General features: G+C 73.1%; 17 protein-coding genes and 1 riboswitch. Of the genes, 7 read left to right on the top strand and 10 right to left on the bottom strand.

Annotated features, from left to right (window positions below):
- Window positions 1–17 precede the first annotated feature (17 nt).
- From ACH4S9_RS00930 to ACH4S9_RS00920, 3 genes are all read left to right on the top strand, one after another.
- Window positions 18–698: a FadR/GntR family transcriptional regulator gene (locus ACH4S9_RS00930; RefSeq protein ID WP_358844614.1), complete on the top strand. Its 681-nt coding sequence runs from the start codon at window positions 18–20 to the stop codon at window positions 696–698.
- Between the two features lie 212 nt (window positions 699–910).
- The gene (locus tag ACH4S9_RS00925; RefSeq protein WP_398368989.1) at window positions 911–2791 is read left to right on the top strand and encodes a glycosyltransferase family 2 protein; all 1881 of its coding nucleotides are present in this window, start codon (window positions 911–913) and stop codon (window positions 2789–2791) included.
- 3 nt (window positions 2792–2794) lie between these two features.
- On the top strand, window positions 2795–4753 hold the full coding sequence (locus tag ACH4S9_RS00920) for a galactose oxidase-like domain-containing protein (RefSeq protein ID WP_398368987.1): 1959 nt from the start codon (window positions 2795–2797) through the stop codon (window positions 4751–4753).
- A 247-nt stretch (window positions 4754–5000) separates the two neighbouring features.
- Here ACH4S9_RS00920 and ACH4S9_RS00915 read toward each other — a convergent pair whose 3' ends face one another.
- Window positions 5001–6053, bottom strand: coding sequence for a glycoside hydrolase family 6 protein (locus tag ACH4S9_RS00915; protein WP_361187950.1), 1053 nt, complete (start codon window positions 6051–6053; stop codon window positions 5001–5003).
- A 205-nt stretch (window positions 6054–6258) separates the two neighbouring features.
- Window positions 6259–6395: riboswitch (cobalamin riboswitch) on the top strand.
- Between the two features lie 36 nt (window positions 6396–6431).
- On the opposite strand from ACH4S9_RS00915, the gene ACH4S9_RS00910 reads away from it, so the two are divergent.
- Window positions 6432–6650, top strand: a complete 219-nt coding sequence (locus ACH4S9_RS00910) for a CbtB-domain containing protein (protein WP_361187947.1) — start codon at window positions 6432–6434, stop codon at window positions 6648–6650.
- Between the two features lie 15 nt (window positions 6651–6665).
- On the top strand, window positions 6666–7457 hold the full coding sequence (locus tag ACH4S9_RS00905) for a CbtA family protein (protein ID WP_311727281.1): 792 nt from the start codon (window positions 6666–6668) through the stop codon (window positions 7455–7457).
- A gap of 30 nt (window positions 7458–7487) precedes the next feature.
- On the opposite strand, the gene ACH4S9_RS00900 is transcribed toward ACH4S9_RS00905, so the two are convergent.
- The 3 genes from ACH4S9_RS00900 to ACH4S9_RS00890 form a co-directional block, all read right to left on the bottom strand.
- On the bottom strand, window positions 7488–8078 hold the full coding sequence (locus ACH4S9_RS00900; RefSeq protein ID WP_398368983.1) for a sortase domain-bontaining protein: 591 nt from the start codon (window positions 8076–8078) through the stop codon (window positions 7488–7490).
- A 5-nt stretch (window positions 8079–8083) separates the two neighbouring features.
- Complete coding sequence (locus tag ACH4S9_RS00895; RefSeq protein ID WP_398368981.1) at window positions 8084–8365, bottom strand: hypothetical protein; 282 nt, start codon at window positions 8363–8365, stop codon at window positions 8084–8086.
- A gap of 123 nt (window positions 8366–8488) precedes the next feature.
- Window positions 8489–9268 (bottom strand): HAD-IIA family hydrolase, encoded by a 780-nt coding sequence (locus tag ACH4S9_RS00890; protein WP_311727285.1) that lies wholly within the window; start codon window positions 9266–9268, stop codon window positions 8489–8491.
- Window positions 9269–9524: 256 nt separating this feature from the next.
- Between ACH4S9_RS00890 and ACH4S9_RS00885 the strand changes: the two genes are divergently transcribed.
- Window positions 9525–9689 carry an antitoxin gene (locus ACH4S9_RS00885; protein WP_311727286.1) on the top strand — a complete coding sequence of 55 codons (165 nt, stop codon included), beginning with the start codon at window positions 9525–9527 and terminating at the stop codon, window positions 9687–9689.
- A gap of 15 nt (window positions 9690–9704) precedes the next feature.
- On the opposite strand, the gene ACH4S9_RS00880 is transcribed toward ACH4S9_RS00885, so the two are convergent.
- Window positions 9705–10640 carry a hypothetical protein gene (locus ACH4S9_RS00880; RefSeq protein ID WP_385340365.1) on the bottom strand — a complete coding sequence of 312 codons (936 nt, stop codon included), beginning with the start codon at window positions 10638–10640 and terminating at the stop codon, window positions 9705–9707.
- Window positions 10641–10794: 154 nt separating this feature from the next.
- Complete coding sequence (locus tag ACH4S9_RS00875; protein ID WP_398370472.1) at window positions 10795–12021, bottom strand: ROK family protein; 1227 nt, start codon at window positions 12019–12021, stop codon at window positions 10795–10797.
- Window positions 12022–12088: 67 nt separating this feature from the next.
- On the opposite strand from ACH4S9_RS00875, the gene ACH4S9_RS00870 reads away from it, so the two are divergent.
- Entirely contained in the window at window positions 12089–13195 is a 1107-nt protein-coding gene (locus ACH4S9_RS00870) for a Gfo/Idh/MocA family oxidoreductase (RefSeq protein WP_398368978.1), read from the top strand.
- Here the strand turns inward: ACH4S9_RS00870 and ACH4S9_RS00865 are convergent.
- The 4 genes from ACH4S9_RS00865 to ACH4S9_RS00850 form a co-directional block, all read right to left on the bottom strand.
- Window positions 13182–14039 (bottom strand): fumarylacetoacetate hydrolase family protein, encoded by an 858-nt coding sequence (locus tag ACH4S9_RS00865; protein WP_358844603.1) that lies wholly within the window; start codon window positions 14037–14039, stop codon window positions 13182–13184. The genes ACH4S9_RS00870 and ACH4S9_RS00865 overlap by 14 nt on opposite strands.
- Window positions 14040–14148: 109 nt before the next feature.
- Window positions 14149–14874, bottom strand: a complete 726-nt coding sequence (locus tag ACH4S9_RS00860; RefSeq protein WP_385340361.1) for a YidC/Oxa1 family membrane protein insertase — start codon at window positions 14872–14874, stop codon at window positions 14149–14151.
- An 86-nt stretch (window positions 14875–14960) separates the two neighbouring features.
- Window positions 14961–15287, bottom strand: a complete 327-nt coding sequence (locus tag ACH4S9_RS00855; protein ID WP_311727293.1) for a DUF6412 domain-containing protein — start codon at window positions 15285–15287, stop codon at window positions 14961–14963.
- Between the two features lie 40 nt (window positions 15288–15327).
- Window positions 15328–16155, bottom strand: coding sequence for a class E sortase (locus ACH4S9_RS00850; RefSeq protein ID WP_311727294.1), 828 nt, complete (start codon window positions 16153–16155; stop codon window positions 15328–15330).
- Window positions 16156–16183 lie beyond the last annotated feature (28 nt).

Raw genomic sequence — 16183 nt, 5'->3', positions numbered from 1 at the left:
CGGCGCACACTCGCGGCATGGCGAGCGACATCCAGGAGCGCATCAAGCGCCTGATCGTCGACCAGCGGTTGCCCTCCGGCGCCTCGCTGCCGACCGAGACCGAGCTGATGGAGCTGCTCGGCGTCAGCCGCAACTCCGTGCGCGAGGCCCTCAAGGGGCTCCAGGCCATGGGCATCGTCGAGATCCGGCACGGCTTCGGCACCTATGTCGGCCCGATGTCGATGGCTCCGATGATCGAGGGGCTTATCTTCCGCACCGTCGCCGGCCACTACCGCGGCGAGGACAGCCTGCTCCAGCTGCTGGAGCTGCGCGAGGCGGTGGAGACCGGGCTGATCGCGCGGCTGGCCGGGCGGATACCCCAGGCCGACCTGGCCGAGCTGGACGCCCTGGTCGAGCGGATGGAGTCGGAGGCCGCCGAGGGCGCGGTGCGCGCCGAGACCGACCGGGCCTTCCACGCCGCCCTTCACCGCGGGCTGGACAACCGGCTGCTCAGCGAGATGCTGGAGGCGTTCTGGGACGCCTTCCACCGGGTGCGCACCGATCTGGTCGACCGCCACGCCGACCCCAAGATCACCTGTCGGCAGCACCGGGAGATCCTGGAGGCCGTGCGCAGCGGCGATGTCGTACGGGCCGAGGCCGCGGTCCGCGATCACTTCGGCGACATCCGGGAGCGACTGGGCTCTCCGCACCACCCATGACCCGTCACCCATGACCCGTCACGGATGACCCGGCTCCCCGCCGGAAAAGTCTGATTCTCGCTGTTGCGTATTGCGCGGTAGTCGTTCTATGTCCGCATGGTCGGTTGCCTCCACTAATGTGCCTGTACGGCCGAGAGGGGCCGTTTCGGGGGAGAGGACACGAGAACGGGCTTCAGGCACGCGACCGGCTTTCGCGTGCGGGGGGAATGACCATGACGTCGACGCCGACCGGCGCCCGGCAGCATTCGTACGATCCGTCCACCACCGAACCGTCCGCGGCCGATCCATCAGCAACGATCCCGCTGCGCATCCCACGGCAGCACCGGGGCCGACCCCCATGGCGCCGGCCCCGGCCGCCGCTGCCGACGTACGACTACGAGCACTACAGCCGGCTCGCCGGCCCGCTCACCCGACCGAATGCCGAAGACGCCGCGAATTCAGCCAAACCGTATCGGGTGCGCTACCGCGGTCTGCTGGCCGACGAGCCGCACCGCATCCGCGCCTCGCTGCTGATCGGCGCCGCGCCCCTGCTCGCGCTGGGGCTGCTGCTGTGGCTGATGCGGCCCGCCCACTGGAGCAGCCGGGAGGGCGTCGGCCCGGTCATGGCCGTCATGGACACGGTGATGCTGGTCTCCATCGGGCTGATCGAGCTGTTCCGCACGCTCAATGTGCTCTCCAACGCGCATGCCACCCTGGTCGCCCGCGACCCGGTCCCGGTGGTGCCCGAGGCCGACACCAGGGTCGCCTTCCTCACCTCCTTCGTGCCCGGCAAGGAGCCGCTGGAGATGGTGACCAGGACCCTGGAGGCGGCGGTGCGCGTGCGCCACCGGGGAGCGCTGCACGTCTGGCTCCTCGACGAGGGCGACGACCCGGCGGTGAAGGCGGTCTGCGCGCGCCTGGGCGTACGCCACTTCAGCCGCAAGGGCGTCGAGAGGTGGAACCGGCCCAAGGGCCCGCACCGCGCCCGGACCAAGCACGGCAACTACAACGCCTGGCTGGACGCCCACGGCGCCGCGTACGACTACTTCGCCTCCGTCGACACCGACCACGTACCGCTCCCCAACTACCTGGAGCGGATGCTCGGCTACTTCCGCGACCCCGACGTGGCCTTCGTGGTCGGCCCGCAGGTCTACGGCAACTACGACACGGCCGTCACCAAGGCCGCCGAGAGCCAGCAGTTCCTCTTCCACGCCCTCATCCAGCGCGCGGGGAACGCCTACGGCGGCCCCATGTTCGTCGGCACCAACAACGCCGTGCGGATCAGCGCGCTCAAGGGCATCGGCGGGCTGTACGACTCGATCACCGAGGACATGGCCACCGGCTTCGAGCTGCACCGCCACCGCAACCCCGCCACCGGCCGCAAGTGGCGCTCCGTCTACACCCCCGACGTGCTCGCGGTCGGCGAGGGCCCGGCCGCCTGGACCGACTTCTTCACCCAGCAGCTGCGCTGGTCGCGGGGCACCTACGAGACGCTCCTCAAGCAGTTCTGGAAGGCGCCGTTCACCCTGCCGCCCGGCAGGCTCCTCAACTACACACTGATGGTGATCTTCTATCCGGCGTCGGCGCTCAACTGGATTCTCGCCGCCCTCAGCTGCGCGCTCTTCCTCGGCTTCGGCGCCGCCGGCCTCCAGATCGACCCCGCCATCTGGATGATGCTCTACGGCAACGCCTCCGCCCTTCAGATCGGCCTGTACGTCTGGAACCGGCGGCACAACGTCTCCCCACACGAGCCGGAGGGCTCCGGGGGCGTGGCCGGCATGGTGATGTCCGCGCTCTCCGCGCCGATCTACGCCCGCTCGCTGATGGACGCCGTGCTGCGCCGCAAGAGCCGGTTCGTGGTGACGCCCAAGGGCGACTCGGCGAGCCCCGACACGCTCTTCGGCACCTTCCGGATTCACCTTTTCTTCCTGGCGGTCTTCGGCGGGTCGCTCGCCTCTTCCTCCTACTTCGGCCACAGTCATCCAGCGATGACCGTTTGGGCATCGCTTGCCCTGGCTGTCACGGCCGCGCCGATCGTCGCCTGGCGGTGGACCGTCCGCCAGGGGAAACGGACCGAGAAGCAGACCGCCGATCCATCCCTTGGGGGACGATAAGACGTGAAGTACCGACCGAGTCGCCGCACCCGCCGCTTCGGGATCGGTGCGGCGGCTGTGTTCGTGCTGGCCGGAATGAACGGACCGGCCCTCTACCGGTTCAGCTCGGACAAATACCAGCGATACAAGATCAACCAACCGGAGTACAAGGCCAGGAACGGCCACTGGGCCGTGGTGAACATCCCCGAGGAATACCGGATCAACACGATCCACGCCGCCCTGCTGCACACCGGCAAGGTGCTGCTGGTCGCCGGCTCGGGCAACAACGCCAAGAACTTCGCCGCCAAGTCCTTCCGGAGTGTCCTGTGGGACCCGGAGACCAACACCTTCAAGAACATCCCCACCCCCGAAGACCTCTTCTGCGCCGGACACTCCCAGCTGCCGGACGGAAAGCTGCTGGTGGCGGGCGGCACCCAGCGCTACGAGAAGCTCAAGGGCGATGTCGAGAAGGCCGGCGGCCTGATGTTCGTCCACAACGAGAACCCGGACAAGCCGAAGACCTTCCCGTCGGGCACCCGCTTCACCGGCAAGGAGAACGGCAAGACCTTCGAGTCCAAGGACCCGGTCCTGGTCCCGCGCGCCAAGAAGACCCAGAACGACAAGACCGGCAAGGTCACCGTGACCGCCAGCACCGCCCGGGTCTATGTGGAGGCGCTGCGCAGGGGAGCGCGCTACCAGACCGGCACCGAGGACAACTACCGGATCGCGGGGCTGCGGGGCAAGGACCGGCAGAACTTCTACGGCATCGCGCAGAAGCTGTCCTTCGACAAGAAGGACTTCCAGGGCATCAGGGATGCCTACGAGTTCGACCCCGTCGCCGAGCGGTATGTGCCCGTCGACCCGATGAACGAGGCCCGCTGGTACCCGACCCTGACCACCCTTCAGGACGGCCGGGTGCTCTCGGTCTCCGGCCTGGACGAGATCGGCCAGGTCGTGCCGGGGAAGAACGAGGTCTACGACCCCAAGGCCAAGAAGTGGAAGTACCTGCCCAAGAAGCGGTTCTTCCCCACCTACCCGGCGCTGTTCCTCGCCGAGGGCGGCAAGATCTTCTACACCGGCTCCAACGCCGGCTACGGCCCCGCCGACAAGGGCCGCACCCCCGGCCTCTGGGACCTGAAGACCAACGCGTTCAAGGCCGTGCCCGGCATCAGCGACCCGGACGCCCTGGAGACGTCGATGTCCGTGCTGCTGCCCCCGGCCCAGCGGCAGCGGTACATGGTGCTCGGCGGCGGCGGGGTCGGCGAGGACCCCAAGTCCACCGCGAAGACCCGCATCGTCGATCTGAGCGAGGACCGGCCGCGCTTCCACGACGGGCCGAAGCTCTACTCCGAGGTCCGCTACCCCAGCAGTGTCATCCTCCCGGACGACACCGTCCTGACCACCAACGGCTCGGGCGACTACCGGGGGCGGGACGGCAGCAATGTGCTGCGGGCCGAGATCTACGACGCCAGGAGCAACACCGCGCGCGGCGTGGCCGACCCGCTGGTGGGCCGCAACTACCACTCCGGGGCGCTGCTGCTGCCCGACGGACGGGTGATGACCTTCGGCTCCGACTCGCTGTTCGGCGACGACGCCAACACCAAGCCGGGGACGTTCCAGCAGCAGATCGATCTCTACACCCCTCCCTATCTGTTCCGCGACGCACGGCCCAAGCTGACCGACACCGCGCCCCGGACCCTCAAGCGCGGGGCCAAGGCCACCTACCGCACCCCGCACGCGTCGGCGATCGAGCGGGTGCGGCTGATCCGGCCCGGCTCCTTCACCCATGTGACCAATGTCGAGCAGCGGTCGATCGCGCTGGACTTCGTCAGGAGCAAGGACAGCGTCACGGTGCGGATCCCGAAGGACTCGTCGCTGGTCCCGCCGGGGTGGTACATGCTCACGGCGGCGGACGAGGAGGGGACTCCGTCGAAGGCGGTGTGGGTGAAGGTGCCCGCCTCGAAGGACACCCCCGAACACTGACCGCCCCGATCCCCCGCCCGACAGCCGCGGCGCGGTGACTACGGGGCCGCCTGCGGCTGGATACTCCCCTTACCCGCCCCTTCCCGTAACCAAGGACTTCGCCCCTGGACCCCGGGGGCCGGGGCAGTGCCCCCCCCACTTGGCGGAGCCGCATATCGATGCCGCGGGAAGGGGCGGGTAAGGGGACAGCGCCGATATGCGGCTCCGCCGTGTGGCCGCGGGGACACGCCCAAGGCGGGCGTGATGACTATTTCGCGTTGCGCGCCAGGTCGAGGGCGTACCGCGGCCACCATCGGCCGGCGTGCGGGCCGCCCTTGCAGGTGCCGTCCGACTCGCCCGGACGCTTGATCCACAGATACGCGGCGACCGCGGCGTCGCCCGTGCGGACCGTGGGCGTCTCGCCCAGCGCCCGCCCCTTGGGGTTGCACCAGGCCTCGGGGTCCTCCTTGCCCGGCACCGGCCCCTTGCCGTTGCGGCTGGTGTCGATCACGAAGGGCTTTCCGCCGACCAGGGCGGAGAGCTTCCTGCCGTACGCCTTGTTGTCCGCGGTGGTCTGATAGTTGGCGATGTTGAGCGCGAAGCCGTCGGCCTTCTTCAGCCCGGCGCGCCGCAGCGGCTCGGCCATCCGGCGCGGATCCTTGATCCAGTGCGGATTCCCCGCGTCCAGATAGACCTTGGTGCGGGGCAGCCCCTTGAGCTTGTCCACGGCCCCGGTCAGCAGGTCGTAACGCTCCTCGAGGAACCGCCTGGGCGTGCAGCCGTCCACCGCGTGGGGCAGTGCGTCCGGCTCCAGGATGACCGTGGCGGCCCGGTCGCCGATGCCCCTGACCGCCTTGTCCAGCCAGGCGCGATACGCGTTGCCGTCGGCGGCGCCGCCCTTCGAGTACTGGCCGCAGTCGCGGTGCGGGATGTTGTAGAAGACCAGCAGCGCGTCACGCTCCTCCGACACGGCGGCCTCGGTGAACCCCCGCGCCTGGCCCTCCGGGTCGTCCACCCCCAGCCACTCCGCGACCGGCTGCGCGGCGATCTTCTGTATCAGCTTCGCCTCGCCGGTCTCCCCCTTCCTGCGGTACTCGGCGACCTGCCGGGCCGCGGCGCCGTCCGGGTTCACCCAATACGGCACGACATTCCGGGGCCGCTGTGCGGGCCTCGCCGCCGCGATCGCCTCCTCCTCGCGATCGGAACGCCCGGAACCCGACGAGCCGAAGCAGCCGGAGAGCGTCACGAGCGACAGCAGCGCCCCCACCGCCGCCCCGGCACGGACAGATCCTCGCCGACGGCCGGTGTAACTCCCGTACATCCACTCCCCCTTGGGTGCACGCTCCGGGGGACACCCCTCAGGCCCCCGGCAGGACAAGACCGGTCGAAACCATGCTTACACACCACACCGGCCCTCACGGGGTTATCCACAGCCCTTTGCGTGAATTCGCCCGTACGGCGCGAAGCGGCCCCTCCGGGACCGGTTGACAGGTACCCGTCCGCCTGGGACTCTCCGATGCGACAAGTCAACACAACGAGACGACGGTGTACAGGAACCCGGTGCGAATCCGGGACGGTCCCGCCACTGTGACCAGGAGTCGGCGCGCGCGAACGGCGCCGCACTTCCGGGAGTCAGGAACTGGCCGTCGTTCTCCTTCCTGCTGAGGGGCGTGGAAACCCCACTAGGAGGCAACAGCGGATGTCCCTGCACACGGCACGGCACACCGACCCCGCGGCCGTCTCGGCCGCCACCGCCCACACCCGCGACTGGCTGATCGCGGCCGGCGCGGTCATCCTCGCTCTCATCGCCCTGTACGCGGTCTTCATCGACAACGGCTCGCTGATCTCGGCGACGGGCGACTATCTGCACGAGTTCTCGCACGACGGCCGGCACCTCTTCGGTGCCCCCTGCCACTGACGGGTCCGGCACCCCATGGCAGACGGTCACGTTCCCGTACTCCCCCTGCTCCGGCGTGGCCTGGCGGCGGGCGCCCTCGCGGGCCTCGCCACCGGGCTGTTCTCCCTGCTGCTGGCCGAGCCCCTGATGGACCGTGCCATCCGGCTGGAGGAGAAACGCCAGGAGAGCGAGCACTCGCACGCCGCCGCGGCCGCGGCGGTCACCCACCACGAGGAGCTGTTCTCCCGCTCCACCCAGCACTTCGGCCTCGTCGTCACCGCCGTGGTCGTCGGGCTGGCGCTCGGCGTCTTCTTCGCGGTCGCGCACGCGCTCGTCCACCGCGGATCCGACACCTCCGCACGCCCCTGGCCCCGCGCGCTCACCCTCGCAGCGGCGGGCTTCACCGGCCTCTCGCTCCTGCCAGGCCTGCGCTATCCGGCCAACCCGCCGGGCGTCGGCGACGCGGGCACGGTCGGCGACCGCCAGGCGATGTGGCTCGCCGCGGTGGCGATCGGCGTGCTCGGCATGGTGCTCGCCCGGCTGGTGCACGTCCGGCTGACGGCGGCGGGCCGCGGTCCCGCCGTGGCCCAGACGGCGGTCGCCGCGACCGTCGTCGCGGTGCTCCTCGCCCTGTTCGCCCTCCCCGACAACCCCGACCCGGTCCCCGTCGAGTCCACACTGCTCTGGGACTTCCGGATGCTCTCGTTCGCCTCGCACGCGGTGATGTGGGCGGTCCTCGGCGCCACGTTCGGCGCCCTCGGCCTCCGCGCCCTGCGCGAGCGCGGCACGACGACTCACCGGCCGGACCCGGTCCCGACCGCGGCGTAACCCTCGGGCCCGGTGGGCGGGCTTCCCCGCCTACCGGCTCCCCGTCAGATACGCCGACACCACCACCGTTCCGCCGCGCGCCCTGCCGCCCGCGAGCAGCCGCAGCTCCGCGCGGCCCCCGGCCCGCGCCGCGTACACCCGCCGCGCGTCGAACCGCGTGGCGGTGACCATCGCGACGTCCTCGACCGTGAACTCGGCCACCGTCCCGTCCGCCCGGGACACCCGCACCGCGTCGCCGCGCCTGACCCCGCCGAGGCGGCGGAGGACCCCCGCGTCGGCCGGCCCGACCAGCACCGCCGCCCCCGAGGCGCCCGGCCGCGCCCCCATCCCGTACCAGCCCCCGCTCCCGTCCCGGCCCTGGCCGGCGACCGGCGCCGCGATCCCCGCCGACTCGACGACGACGCGCCGCGCCGCCGCGGCCGGCAGCGGGTGCCACGCCCTGGGCAGCGGATGCGTGGGCGGGCGCCCCACGGCCGCCACATCCCCCGTCAACGGCACCGCTCCGCCCAGGCCCTCCGCCGCGTCATGGCCCCACAGCCACAGTCCGAGCAGCAGCGCCGCCCAGGCCACCCCCGCGATCGCCCTCGCCCGGCCGACGCCGCCGGGGCGCTTCCCGTACACCGCCGTCAGCCCGACGCCGCGGCGACCGGGCGACGGCGGCGCCGCACCGCCATCCCGGCGACGGCCAGCGCCGTGACTCCGGAGAGCACCAGGCCGTACGCCTCGGCCCCGCCGAGGCCGCGGCGCGCCGCGTCGTCGGCCGGGGCGAGGTCCGAGTGGGCGCGGTGGACATGGCCGGGGCGTGCGGGGGCGGCGTCCTCCTGGTCCGCGACGGCGGGGCCGGCGATGGCCAGGACCACCGCCGCCGCACAGACGGCCATACGGAGCGTGAGGGCGAGCGGGCGCATGGTGAAACCTCCTGATACCACCGAGGCTCACGCGCACCGCCGGAAGCCGCATCCGCTGCGGCCCCCGGCTGCTCCGTACGGGTCAGACGCGCTCCGGTACGTTGCGGCGCGTTCCGGCGGGCGTCAGATCCGCTCGACCAGGTCCGCGATGGAGTTCACGACCGTGGACGGCCGGAAGGGGTGCCGGTCGATCTCATCGGGCTGGGTGACCCCCGTGAGCACCAGGAAGGTCTCCATGCCCGCCTCGAGACCGGCCAGCACATCGGTGTCCATCCGGTCGCCGATCATGGCGCTGCTCTCGGAGTGCGCGCCGATCGCGTTCAGCCCGGCCCGCATCATGAGGGGGTTCGGCTTGCCGACGAAGTACGGCTCGGCCCCCGTCGCCTTGGTGATCAGCGCGGCCACGGAACCGGTCGCGGGCAGCGCGCCCTCCGCGGAGGGCCCGGTCTCGTCGGGGTTGGTGGCGATGAAGCGGGCGCCGTTGTCGATCAGGCGGATGGCCTTGGTGAGCGCCTCGAAGCTGTACGTACGGGTCTCGCCGAGCACCACGTAGTCCGGCTCGACGTCGGTGAGGACGTAGCCGATGTCGTGCAGGGCCGTGGTCAGCCCCGCCTCGCCGATCACATACGCCGTGCCGCCGGGCCGCTGGTCGTCCAGGAACTGCGCGGTGGCCAGCGCGGACGTCCAGATGTTGGCGACCGGCACGTCGAGGCCGATCCTGGACAGCCGGGCGTGCAGATCGCGCGGGGTGTAGATGGAGTTGTTGGTGAGCACGAGGAAGGGCTTGCCGGACTCGCGCAGCCGCTTGATGAAGGCATCGGCCCCGGGCACCGGGATGCCCTCGTGCATCAACACCCCGTCCATGTCGGTGAGCCAGGACTCGATCGGCTTGCGCTCTGCCATTGCGGACTCTCCTGCCATGCGCCAGTAACGCGTGAGTGGGGACACCGGCCGCGCCACTGCGAGCGGTGCCGACGAGCCAAGCGTAGTCAGCCGGGCCCGGAGCGGACCGCCCCGGTCCCCTTCTGACCTCGGCAGACCCGCCCGCGGGGGCCGCGGCGGGCGGCCCGGCGCGACAGGGCCGGGCGGGCGGCCGATCCTGTTGGTGAGGGGCCGCGTTCCGACGGGCCTCTTCCGCTCCCCCGCGAAGGAGATTCAGATGGGCATCAAGGACAAGCTCAAGGAAGCGATCAACAAGGGCCAGGAGCGGGCGCGGCACGCCCCGCGCAAGAGCGGCAAGGGCGCCGCCGACCAGCCCCGGAGCAGCGCGGAGAAGCTGGACGAGGAGATGCGCCGCCGGGGCGGGCCGCCCCGCGGGCAGTAGCGGCCGCGCCGCGCCTCACCGCCTCAGCCGCCGGGCCTTGACCAGCAGCGCGGTGCCGGTGAGGACGAGCGCGCCGCTGACGACGGCGAGCCGGAGGAGCACGGGGCCCCGGCCCGTCGCGGCGAGTTCCGGCGGCAGATGGTCGCGACTGCTGCCCTCGCCGCGCGGGCCGGTGCCGCCGGAGGCCTCCTCGCGGGTGCCCACGGTGCGCCCGTCGGCGCCGGTCCTCTGATCGGCGCCGGGCTCGCGGTCGGCAGGGGGCCCGTCGGTGCGGGGCGCGCCGGTACGGGCCCCCTCCGTCTCGCCCGTCTCGCCCGTCTCCTCCGCCCCCGCGCCCCTCGCGTCCCTCGCGCCCTCGACGCTGAAGTCGTAGTCGTCGGACTGGCCGACCCAGTCCCCGTCGTCCGCGCGGCGCTGCATGGTGATGACGTTCGCGGTGACGGGGCCGGCCGGGGCGGCGCCGGTGAAGCGGGACCGCACCGCCACCTTCACGCTCCCGTGCGCGGGGACGGTGAACCCCTGGAAGGGGACGTCGAAGACCCCGATGTTCTCGTCCTCGTCGGTGATCTCGAAGGAGACGGGCCGCCATCTGCCGCCCTCGTCGGGGTCCAGGAACTCCATCCGGATGTGGCGGGGCCGCAGCGCGTGCCCGCGGTCGACGAGGATCGCGATGGGGTGGATGGCGCGGCACTCGGCGCCCGTGGTGTTGCTCAGCTCCAGGTGCCAGGCGCGCCAGCCGCCGCCCCGCGCGTACCGGGCCGGCCCGCCGTACAGCCGGGCGTCGATCGGGAAGTCGGCGCTCCCCCGCCGCCCGCAGAAGGGCACGGACGCGGACTCCGGCACGGACGCGGCGGCGTCCGGGGCGGGCCCGCACCACAGGACCGGCGAGGCGAGCGCGAGCACGGCGGCGGACTGGGCGGCTCGGACGGCGAGGGTGGAGGGCGAGCGCATGGGCGACCTCTGCGGCGGTGGTTTCCCGAGTGCCCTGCTGCATTCCACCCCGGGCGAGCGACACGCGGCGGCCCGGGCGGATTACCTCCGTTCGGCGGTCGGCGATTCCCCCGTTCAGCCCATCGCACCGTCCCCCTTTCAGATCATCGGCCGGTCACCCCACCGCGAACAATGGCGCCAGCACCAGCTGTGCCGCGCCCTCCACGACCGCCCCGCCTCCCCGGCCGACCACCTCCACCGGGACCGTACGCCCGCCTGCCCGCGCCGCGTCCGCGGCGAGCGTCTCGGCGACGCCGCGCGCGTACGGCTCGGGCGCGGCCAGCACGACGCGGCCGCCGAGCAGCACCCGGTCGATGTCGAGCAGCCGTACGAGGTTGGCGGCGCCGACGCCGAGCAGGCGCGCCGCCCGGGCCGGGTCGCCGTCCGCGACCGCGGCCAGGCACAGCGCCTCCAGGCAGCCGCGGTTGCCGCAGCCGCAGGGCGGCCCGTCCAGCTGGATCACCTGGTGTCCGAACTCCCCGGCGCCGGTGCGGGCCCCTCGGTGGACGGCCCCGCCGAGGACGAGACCGGCGCCCAGCCCGGTGCCGAGGTGCAGATACGCGAACGACTCGGGCGCCAACGCGCCGGGCGCGAACGACCCGGCGGCGGACCGCTGCCGGGCGCGGCCCACGGTGAGCCCCAGGGCGGCGGCGTTGGTGTCCTTGTCGAGGACGACGGGCAGGCCGAGCCGCGCGGCGAGCGCGTCCCGCAGCGGGAGCCCGTCCCAGTGGGGGAAGCCGGTGACGCGGCGCAGCACCCCGGAGCCGTGGTCGAGCGGTCCGGGCGCGGCGACCCCGACCCCGAGCAGCCCGTCGCGGCCGCCGTCGGCCCCGGCGAGCAGCGCCTCGACCTCGTCGGCGGCCACGGCGACCGCCTCCGCGGCCCCCGCGCCGAAGTCGAAGGGGGCCGTGCGCCGGGCGATCGGCGCGCCCGCGAGGTCGACCAGGACGGCCGTCAGCTCATCGCGGTCCAGATGCAGCCCGACCGCCCGCCGCGCGCCCGGGACCAACCGCAGGACCGCGGGCGGCTTGCCGCCGGTGGACGCCCGGCGGCCCGCCTCGGCGGCCAGCCCGTCCGCCCGCAGCCGGGCCGTGATCTTGCTGACGGCCTGCGGGGTCAGCCCGGTCTGCGCGGCCAGCTCGAGCCGGCTGACCCCGCCCTCGCCCGCGTCGCGCAGCAGGCCGAGGACGAGGGCCGCGTTGTGCCCGCGCAGGGCGGACAGATTGGCTCCCGGCCCGGGGTTGGCTCCCGGCCCGGGGTTGGCTCCCGGCCCAGGGTTGGCTCCGGGCCCAGGGTTGGCTCCGGGCCCGGGTTCGGCTCCGGGCCCGGCCGCCGAGGACATCGCGCTGTTCACGGCACCATTGTGGCCCGCGCTTGCGCTTCCGCAACACTGTTGTCAAAGTGGTTCCATGGCTGACACCGGCACCGGCACCCCTGGCTCCACCCCCGCACGCGTCGCCCTCATCGGCTTCGGTCTGGCGGGCTCCGTCTTCCACGGCCCCCTCATCGCCGCCACCGACGGCCTCGTCCTCGACACCGTGGTCACCTCCAGCCCGGAGCGGCAGCGGCAGGCCGCCGACGAGTACCCCGGGGTGCGCCTCGCCGCCTCCGCCGACGAGCTGTGGGCGCGCGCCGGCGAGCTGGACCTGGTCGTCATCGCCTCCCCCAACCGCACCCACGTCCCCCTCGCCCGCGCCGCCCTGGAGGCCGGGCTGCCGGTCGTCGTCGACAAGCCGCTCGCCGCCACCGCCGCCGAGGCCGAGGACCTGGCCGCGCTCGCCGAGCGCCGCGGCCTGCTGCTGAGCGTCTTCCAGAACCGCCGCTGGGACAACGACTTCCGCACGCTCCGCAAGCTGCTCGCCGAGGGCGCGCTCGGCGAGGTGCAGCGCTTCGAGTCCCGCTTCGAGCGCTGGCGCCCCCAGCTCAAGGGCGGCTGGCGCGAGTCCGGCGACCCGGCCGAAGTCGGCGGGCTGCTGTACGACCTGGGCAGCCACCTCGTCGACCAGGCGCTCACCCTCTTCGGGCCGGTCACCTCCGTCTACGCCGAGGTCGATGTGCGCCGCCCCGGTGCCCGCACCGACGACGACACCTTCATCGCCCTCACCCACGCCGGCGGCGTCCGCTCCCATCTGTGGATGAGCGCGATCACCGCCCAGCTCGGCCCGCGCTTCCGGGTCCTGGGGAGCCAGGCGGGCTACGTGAAGTACGGCCTCGACCCCCAGGAGACCGCCCTGCGCGAGGGCCTGCGCCCCGGCACCGGCACCCCCTGGGGCGCCGAGCCCGAGGCCGCCTGGGGCCGGCTGGGCGCGGGGGAATCACCCCTGACCGGCGGCGGCCTGCCCGTGCCGACCCTCCCGGGCGACTACCCCGCGTACTACCGAGCCGTCGCCACCGCACTCCGCGACGGCACCGCCCCGCCGGTCACCGCCGCCGAGGCCGCGGCCGCCCTCCGCGTCCTGGAGGCGGCCCGCACCTCGGCAGCGGAGGGCCGGGCGGTCCGGATCACGCGTCCTTGAACTCCTGGCGCTGCCGCCCCAGCCCGTCGATCTCCAGCTCGACGACGTCCCCGGCCCGCAGATACGGCTTGGGGTCCGGCTGTCCCAGGGCCACGCCCGCCGGGGTGCCGGTGTTGATGACGTCGCCCGGGTAGAGGGTCATGAACTGGCTGAGGTAGCGGACCACCTGGGCCACCGGGAAGATCTGGTCCGCCGTGGTGCCGTCCTGCTTCAGCTCGCCGTTCACCCACAGCCGCAGGGCCAGAGCCTGGGGGTCGGGGATCTCGTCGGCGGTGACCAGCCAGGGGCCGAGGGGGTTGAAGGTCTCACAGTTCTTGCCCTTGTCCCACTGACCGCCGCGCTCGATCTGGAACGCGCGCTCCGAGACGTCATGGGCGATGGCGTAGCCCGCGACCGAGGCGAGGGCCTCCTCGTCGGACTCGAGGTAGCGGGCCGTGCGCCCGATGACCACGGCCAGCTCCACCTCCCAGTCGGTCTTCTCGCTGCCACGCGGCACCAGGACCGTGTCCTCGGGGCCGACGACCGTGTCCGGGGCCTTCATGAAGAGGATGGGCTCCTCGGGGATCGCGGCACCGGTCTCCGTGGCGTGGTCGTGGTAGTTCAGCCCGATGCACACGATCTTGCCGATCCGGCCCAGCGGCGGGCCGATCCGGGAGTCCCCGGCGTCCAGCGCGGGCAGTTCCCCGGCCGCGACGGCCTCGCGGATCCGGGCGAGCGCCGCCCCGTCGGCGAGCAGAGTCCCGTCGATGTCATTGACCAGGCCCGACAGATCGCGCGGGGTGCCCGTCTCGTCGAGCACCGCCGGGCGTTCGGCCCCAGCGGGTCCGACACGCAGCAGCTTCATCCTGTTGACTCCCGTCAGTCGAGGGGGCGGTCCTGGCCGGTCGATCCTCCAAGAGCGCCGTCCGCTCCGCAAGACTCCGTTCACCTACTGGACCGTCACCAGCGGACCGTCACCTGCGGGACCGCTCCTTCACCGGCTCGCCGCTCCCCCGGACCGTGCGGTGCAGCAGCGCCCGTTCGACCGCCGTCCAGGTCGTGCTGGTGGCCAGGTAAAGACCCGCCGCGAGCGGCACCACGGCGGCGGTGACCAGGGTGCCGAACGACAGCAGGGGCAGCACCTTGGCCGCACCCGCCGCCATCCCGGCGCCCACCGGCCGGGCGTCCGCCGCGGCCTTCCGCGCGCGCAGGTACGTCCAGGTCGCGACCGCCGCGATCAGCGCGAACAGCGCGAGGTAGACCGGCCCGTGCGGCCCGGTCAGGTCCCCGCCCCACCGGCCGCCCAGCGGCGCGCCCGCCAGGGTGTGGTCCAGGAGGTCTCCGGCGCCGCTGCCGGTGGAGAACACGTGGTACATCACGAAGAAGACGGGCAGCTGAAGGAGCATCGGCAGACAGCCCGCGACCGGGGAGACCGACTCCTTCTCGTACAGCTCGGCCATGGCGCGCCGCAGCCGCTCCGGATCGCGCTTGTGGCGGCGGTTCAGCTCGGCCATCTTGGGCGCGAGCGCGGCCCGCGCCTTCTCGCCGCGCGCGGCCGCGCGGGCCAGCGGATGGAGCGCGGCGCGCACGCACAGCGTGAACAGGACGACCGCGGCGGCCGTCGCGGACGCCCCGAAGAACGGTGCGAGACAGTCGGCGAGCCGGGTCAGCAGCGTGCCCAGCGCGGCGAAAACAGACATGGGGAAGCCCTCCACAGGGTCTCGTCAGTCGAATGAGTCGGCGTGACGAGCCGCGTGGGCTCCGGCGATGAAGCTACGGGGAGAAGCTACGGGGAGAGGAGCGCCTGCGCGGCCGTCGGCAGGCGACGGCCGGGCGCTCGCGGCCGCGGCCGGCCGGAGGCGTCGGGATCCCGCTGGGCCAGGAACGCGGTGCGGCGCTCCCGGTCCCGTATCGCGGTGCGTATTCGCCCCGGCGGAAGCGGGGCGAGACAGCGCGCGGCCAGCAGCGCGCAGGTCAGCAGCGCGGCCGCGAGCGCGGCGGTCGCAGCGAGGGCGACGGCGCTGAGCAGGCCGGTGTGGGTGAGGAGCGATCCGGTCAGCAGGAACAGGAGCACGCCGAGGTGCATCCGCGCCACTTCAACGCGATGGACCATCAGCCTCCCCCGCCCTTCGGTTACTTCACTCTCGACGAGTCTAATCGCCGCCACCGACAGTGCGGGGCTCGGCCGCCTTCAGCCGGCCCCAGACCACCAGCCGGTACCGGGAGGTGTACTCCGGGGTGCAGGTCGTCAGCGTGATGTAGTGGCCAGGCTCGGTGTAGCGGTAGCGCGGATGCGTCGAGCTGTACGGCACCGCCGCGACGACCGTGCCGTCGGAGGGCGAGGTGCGCGCCAGGGTCCGCTCGACGACGTACGTATAGCGCGCGCCCGCGACCTCGACGCGGACCGTGTCGCCCGGGCGCACCTCGTCGAGGTGGCGGAACGGCTCGCCATGCGTGTTGCGGTGGCCCGCGAGCGCGAAGTTGCCCGCCTGCCCCGGCTGCGCGGTCTTCGGGTAGTGGCCCACGTACCCCTTGTTGAGCACCCCGGCCCTGCTGATGCCCTCGGCCACGGGGGCGGTCAGCCCGATGCGCGGGATGCGCAGCACGGCGTACGCCTGGTCCGGGCGCGGGGCCCGGTTTCCGGTGGCCGCCGGGGAGGTGCGGGCCGCCCCGCGGCCGGAGTCCGGAGCACCCGCCCCGGGCGAGGCCCCGTCCGGGGAGCCGCCGGAGGGGTCCTCGGCCGAGCCGTCCCCGGCCCCCGCCTCCGCCCCGCTCCGCCACTGCCGCTCCAGCGCGGCCACTTCCCGCTGAGCGCCCTCCCGCGCCTGCCGGTTGGTCCACCACAGCTGGTGGACGACGAAGAGCAGCATGACAAGACCGAGGGTGACGGTGAGTTCCGCCCCGGTCCACAGGACCCGCGCCAGGACGGCCCGCCGCGGGCGCCGCCCCCGCACGACCACCGGTAACCGCTGCCGTCGCACGCCGACCTCCCTCCGGTCGGGGCACGAT

The organism is Streptomyces sp. NPDC021225 (genome assembly GCF_044332865.1).
Taxonomy (GTDB): Bacteria; Actinomycetota; Actinomycetes; order Streptomycetales; family Streptomycetaceae; genus Streptomyces.
The sequence above is the reverse complement of the archived record's forward strand: the minus strand, read 5'-3'. Positions and strand labels throughout refer to the sequence as shown.

Excerpts from the sequence above, each read along its gene's own strand:
- ACH4S9_RS00890 (WP_311727285.1), bottom strand. The coding sequence starts at position 9,268 with ATGGCAGAGCGCAAGCCGATCGAGTCCTGGCTCACCGACATGGACGGG.
- ACH4S9_RS00885 (WP_311727286.1), top strand. The coding sequence starts at position 9,525 with ATGGGCATCAAGGACAAGCTCAAGGAAGCGATCAACAAGGGCCAGGAG.
- ACH4S9_RS00875 (WP_398370472.1), bottom strand. The coding sequence starts at position 12,021 with ATGTCCTCGGCGGCCGGGCCCGGAGCCGAACCCGGGCCCGGAGCCAAC.
- ACH4S9_RS00905 (WP_311727281.1), top strand. The coding sequence starts at position 6,666 with ATGGCAGACGGTCACGTTCCCGTACTCCCCCTGCTCCGGCGTGGCCTG.
- ACH4S9_RS00895 (WP_398368981.1), bottom strand. The coding sequence starts at position 8,365 with ATGCGCCCGCTCGCCCTCACGCTCCGTATGGCCGTCTGTGCGGCGGCG.
- ACH4S9_RS00925 (WP_398368989.1), top strand. The coding sequence starts at position 911 with ATGACGTCGACGCCGACCGGCGCCCGGCAGCATTCGTACGATCCGTCC.
- ACH4S9_RS00930 (WP_358844614.1), top strand. The coding sequence starts at position 18 with ATGGCGAGCGACATCCAGGAGCGCATCAAGCGCCTGATCGTCGACCAG.
- ACH4S9_RS00880 (WP_385340365.1), bottom strand. The coding sequence starts at position 10,640 with ATGCGCTCGCCCTCCACCCTCGCCGTCCGAGCCGCCCAGTCCGCCGCC.
- ACH4S9_RS00910 (WP_361187947.1), top strand. The coding sequence starts at position 6,432 with ATGTCCCTGCACACGGCACGGCACACCGACCCCGCGGCCGTCTCGGCC.
- ACH4S9_RS00870 (WP_398368978.1), top strand. The coding sequence starts at position 12,089 with ATGGCTGACACCGGCACCGGCACCCCTGGCTCCACCCCCGCACGCGTC.
- ACH4S9_RS00915 (WP_361187950.1), bottom strand. The coding sequence starts at position 6,053 with ATGTACGGGAGTTACACCGGCCGTCGGCGAGGATCTGTCCGTGCCGGG.
- ACH4S9_RS00865 (WP_358844603.1), bottom strand. The coding sequence starts at position 14,039 with ATGAAGCTGCTGCGTGTCGGACCCGCTGGGGCCGAACGCCCGGCGGTG.
- ACH4S9_RS00860 (WP_385340361.1), bottom strand. The coding sequence starts at position 14,874 with ATGTCTGTTTTCGCCGCGCTGGGCACGCTGCTGACCCGGCTCGCCGAC.
- ACH4S9_RS00855 (WP_311727293.1), bottom strand. The coding sequence starts at position 15,287 with ATGGTCCATCGCGTTGAAGTGGCGCGGATGCACCTCGGCGTGCTCCTG.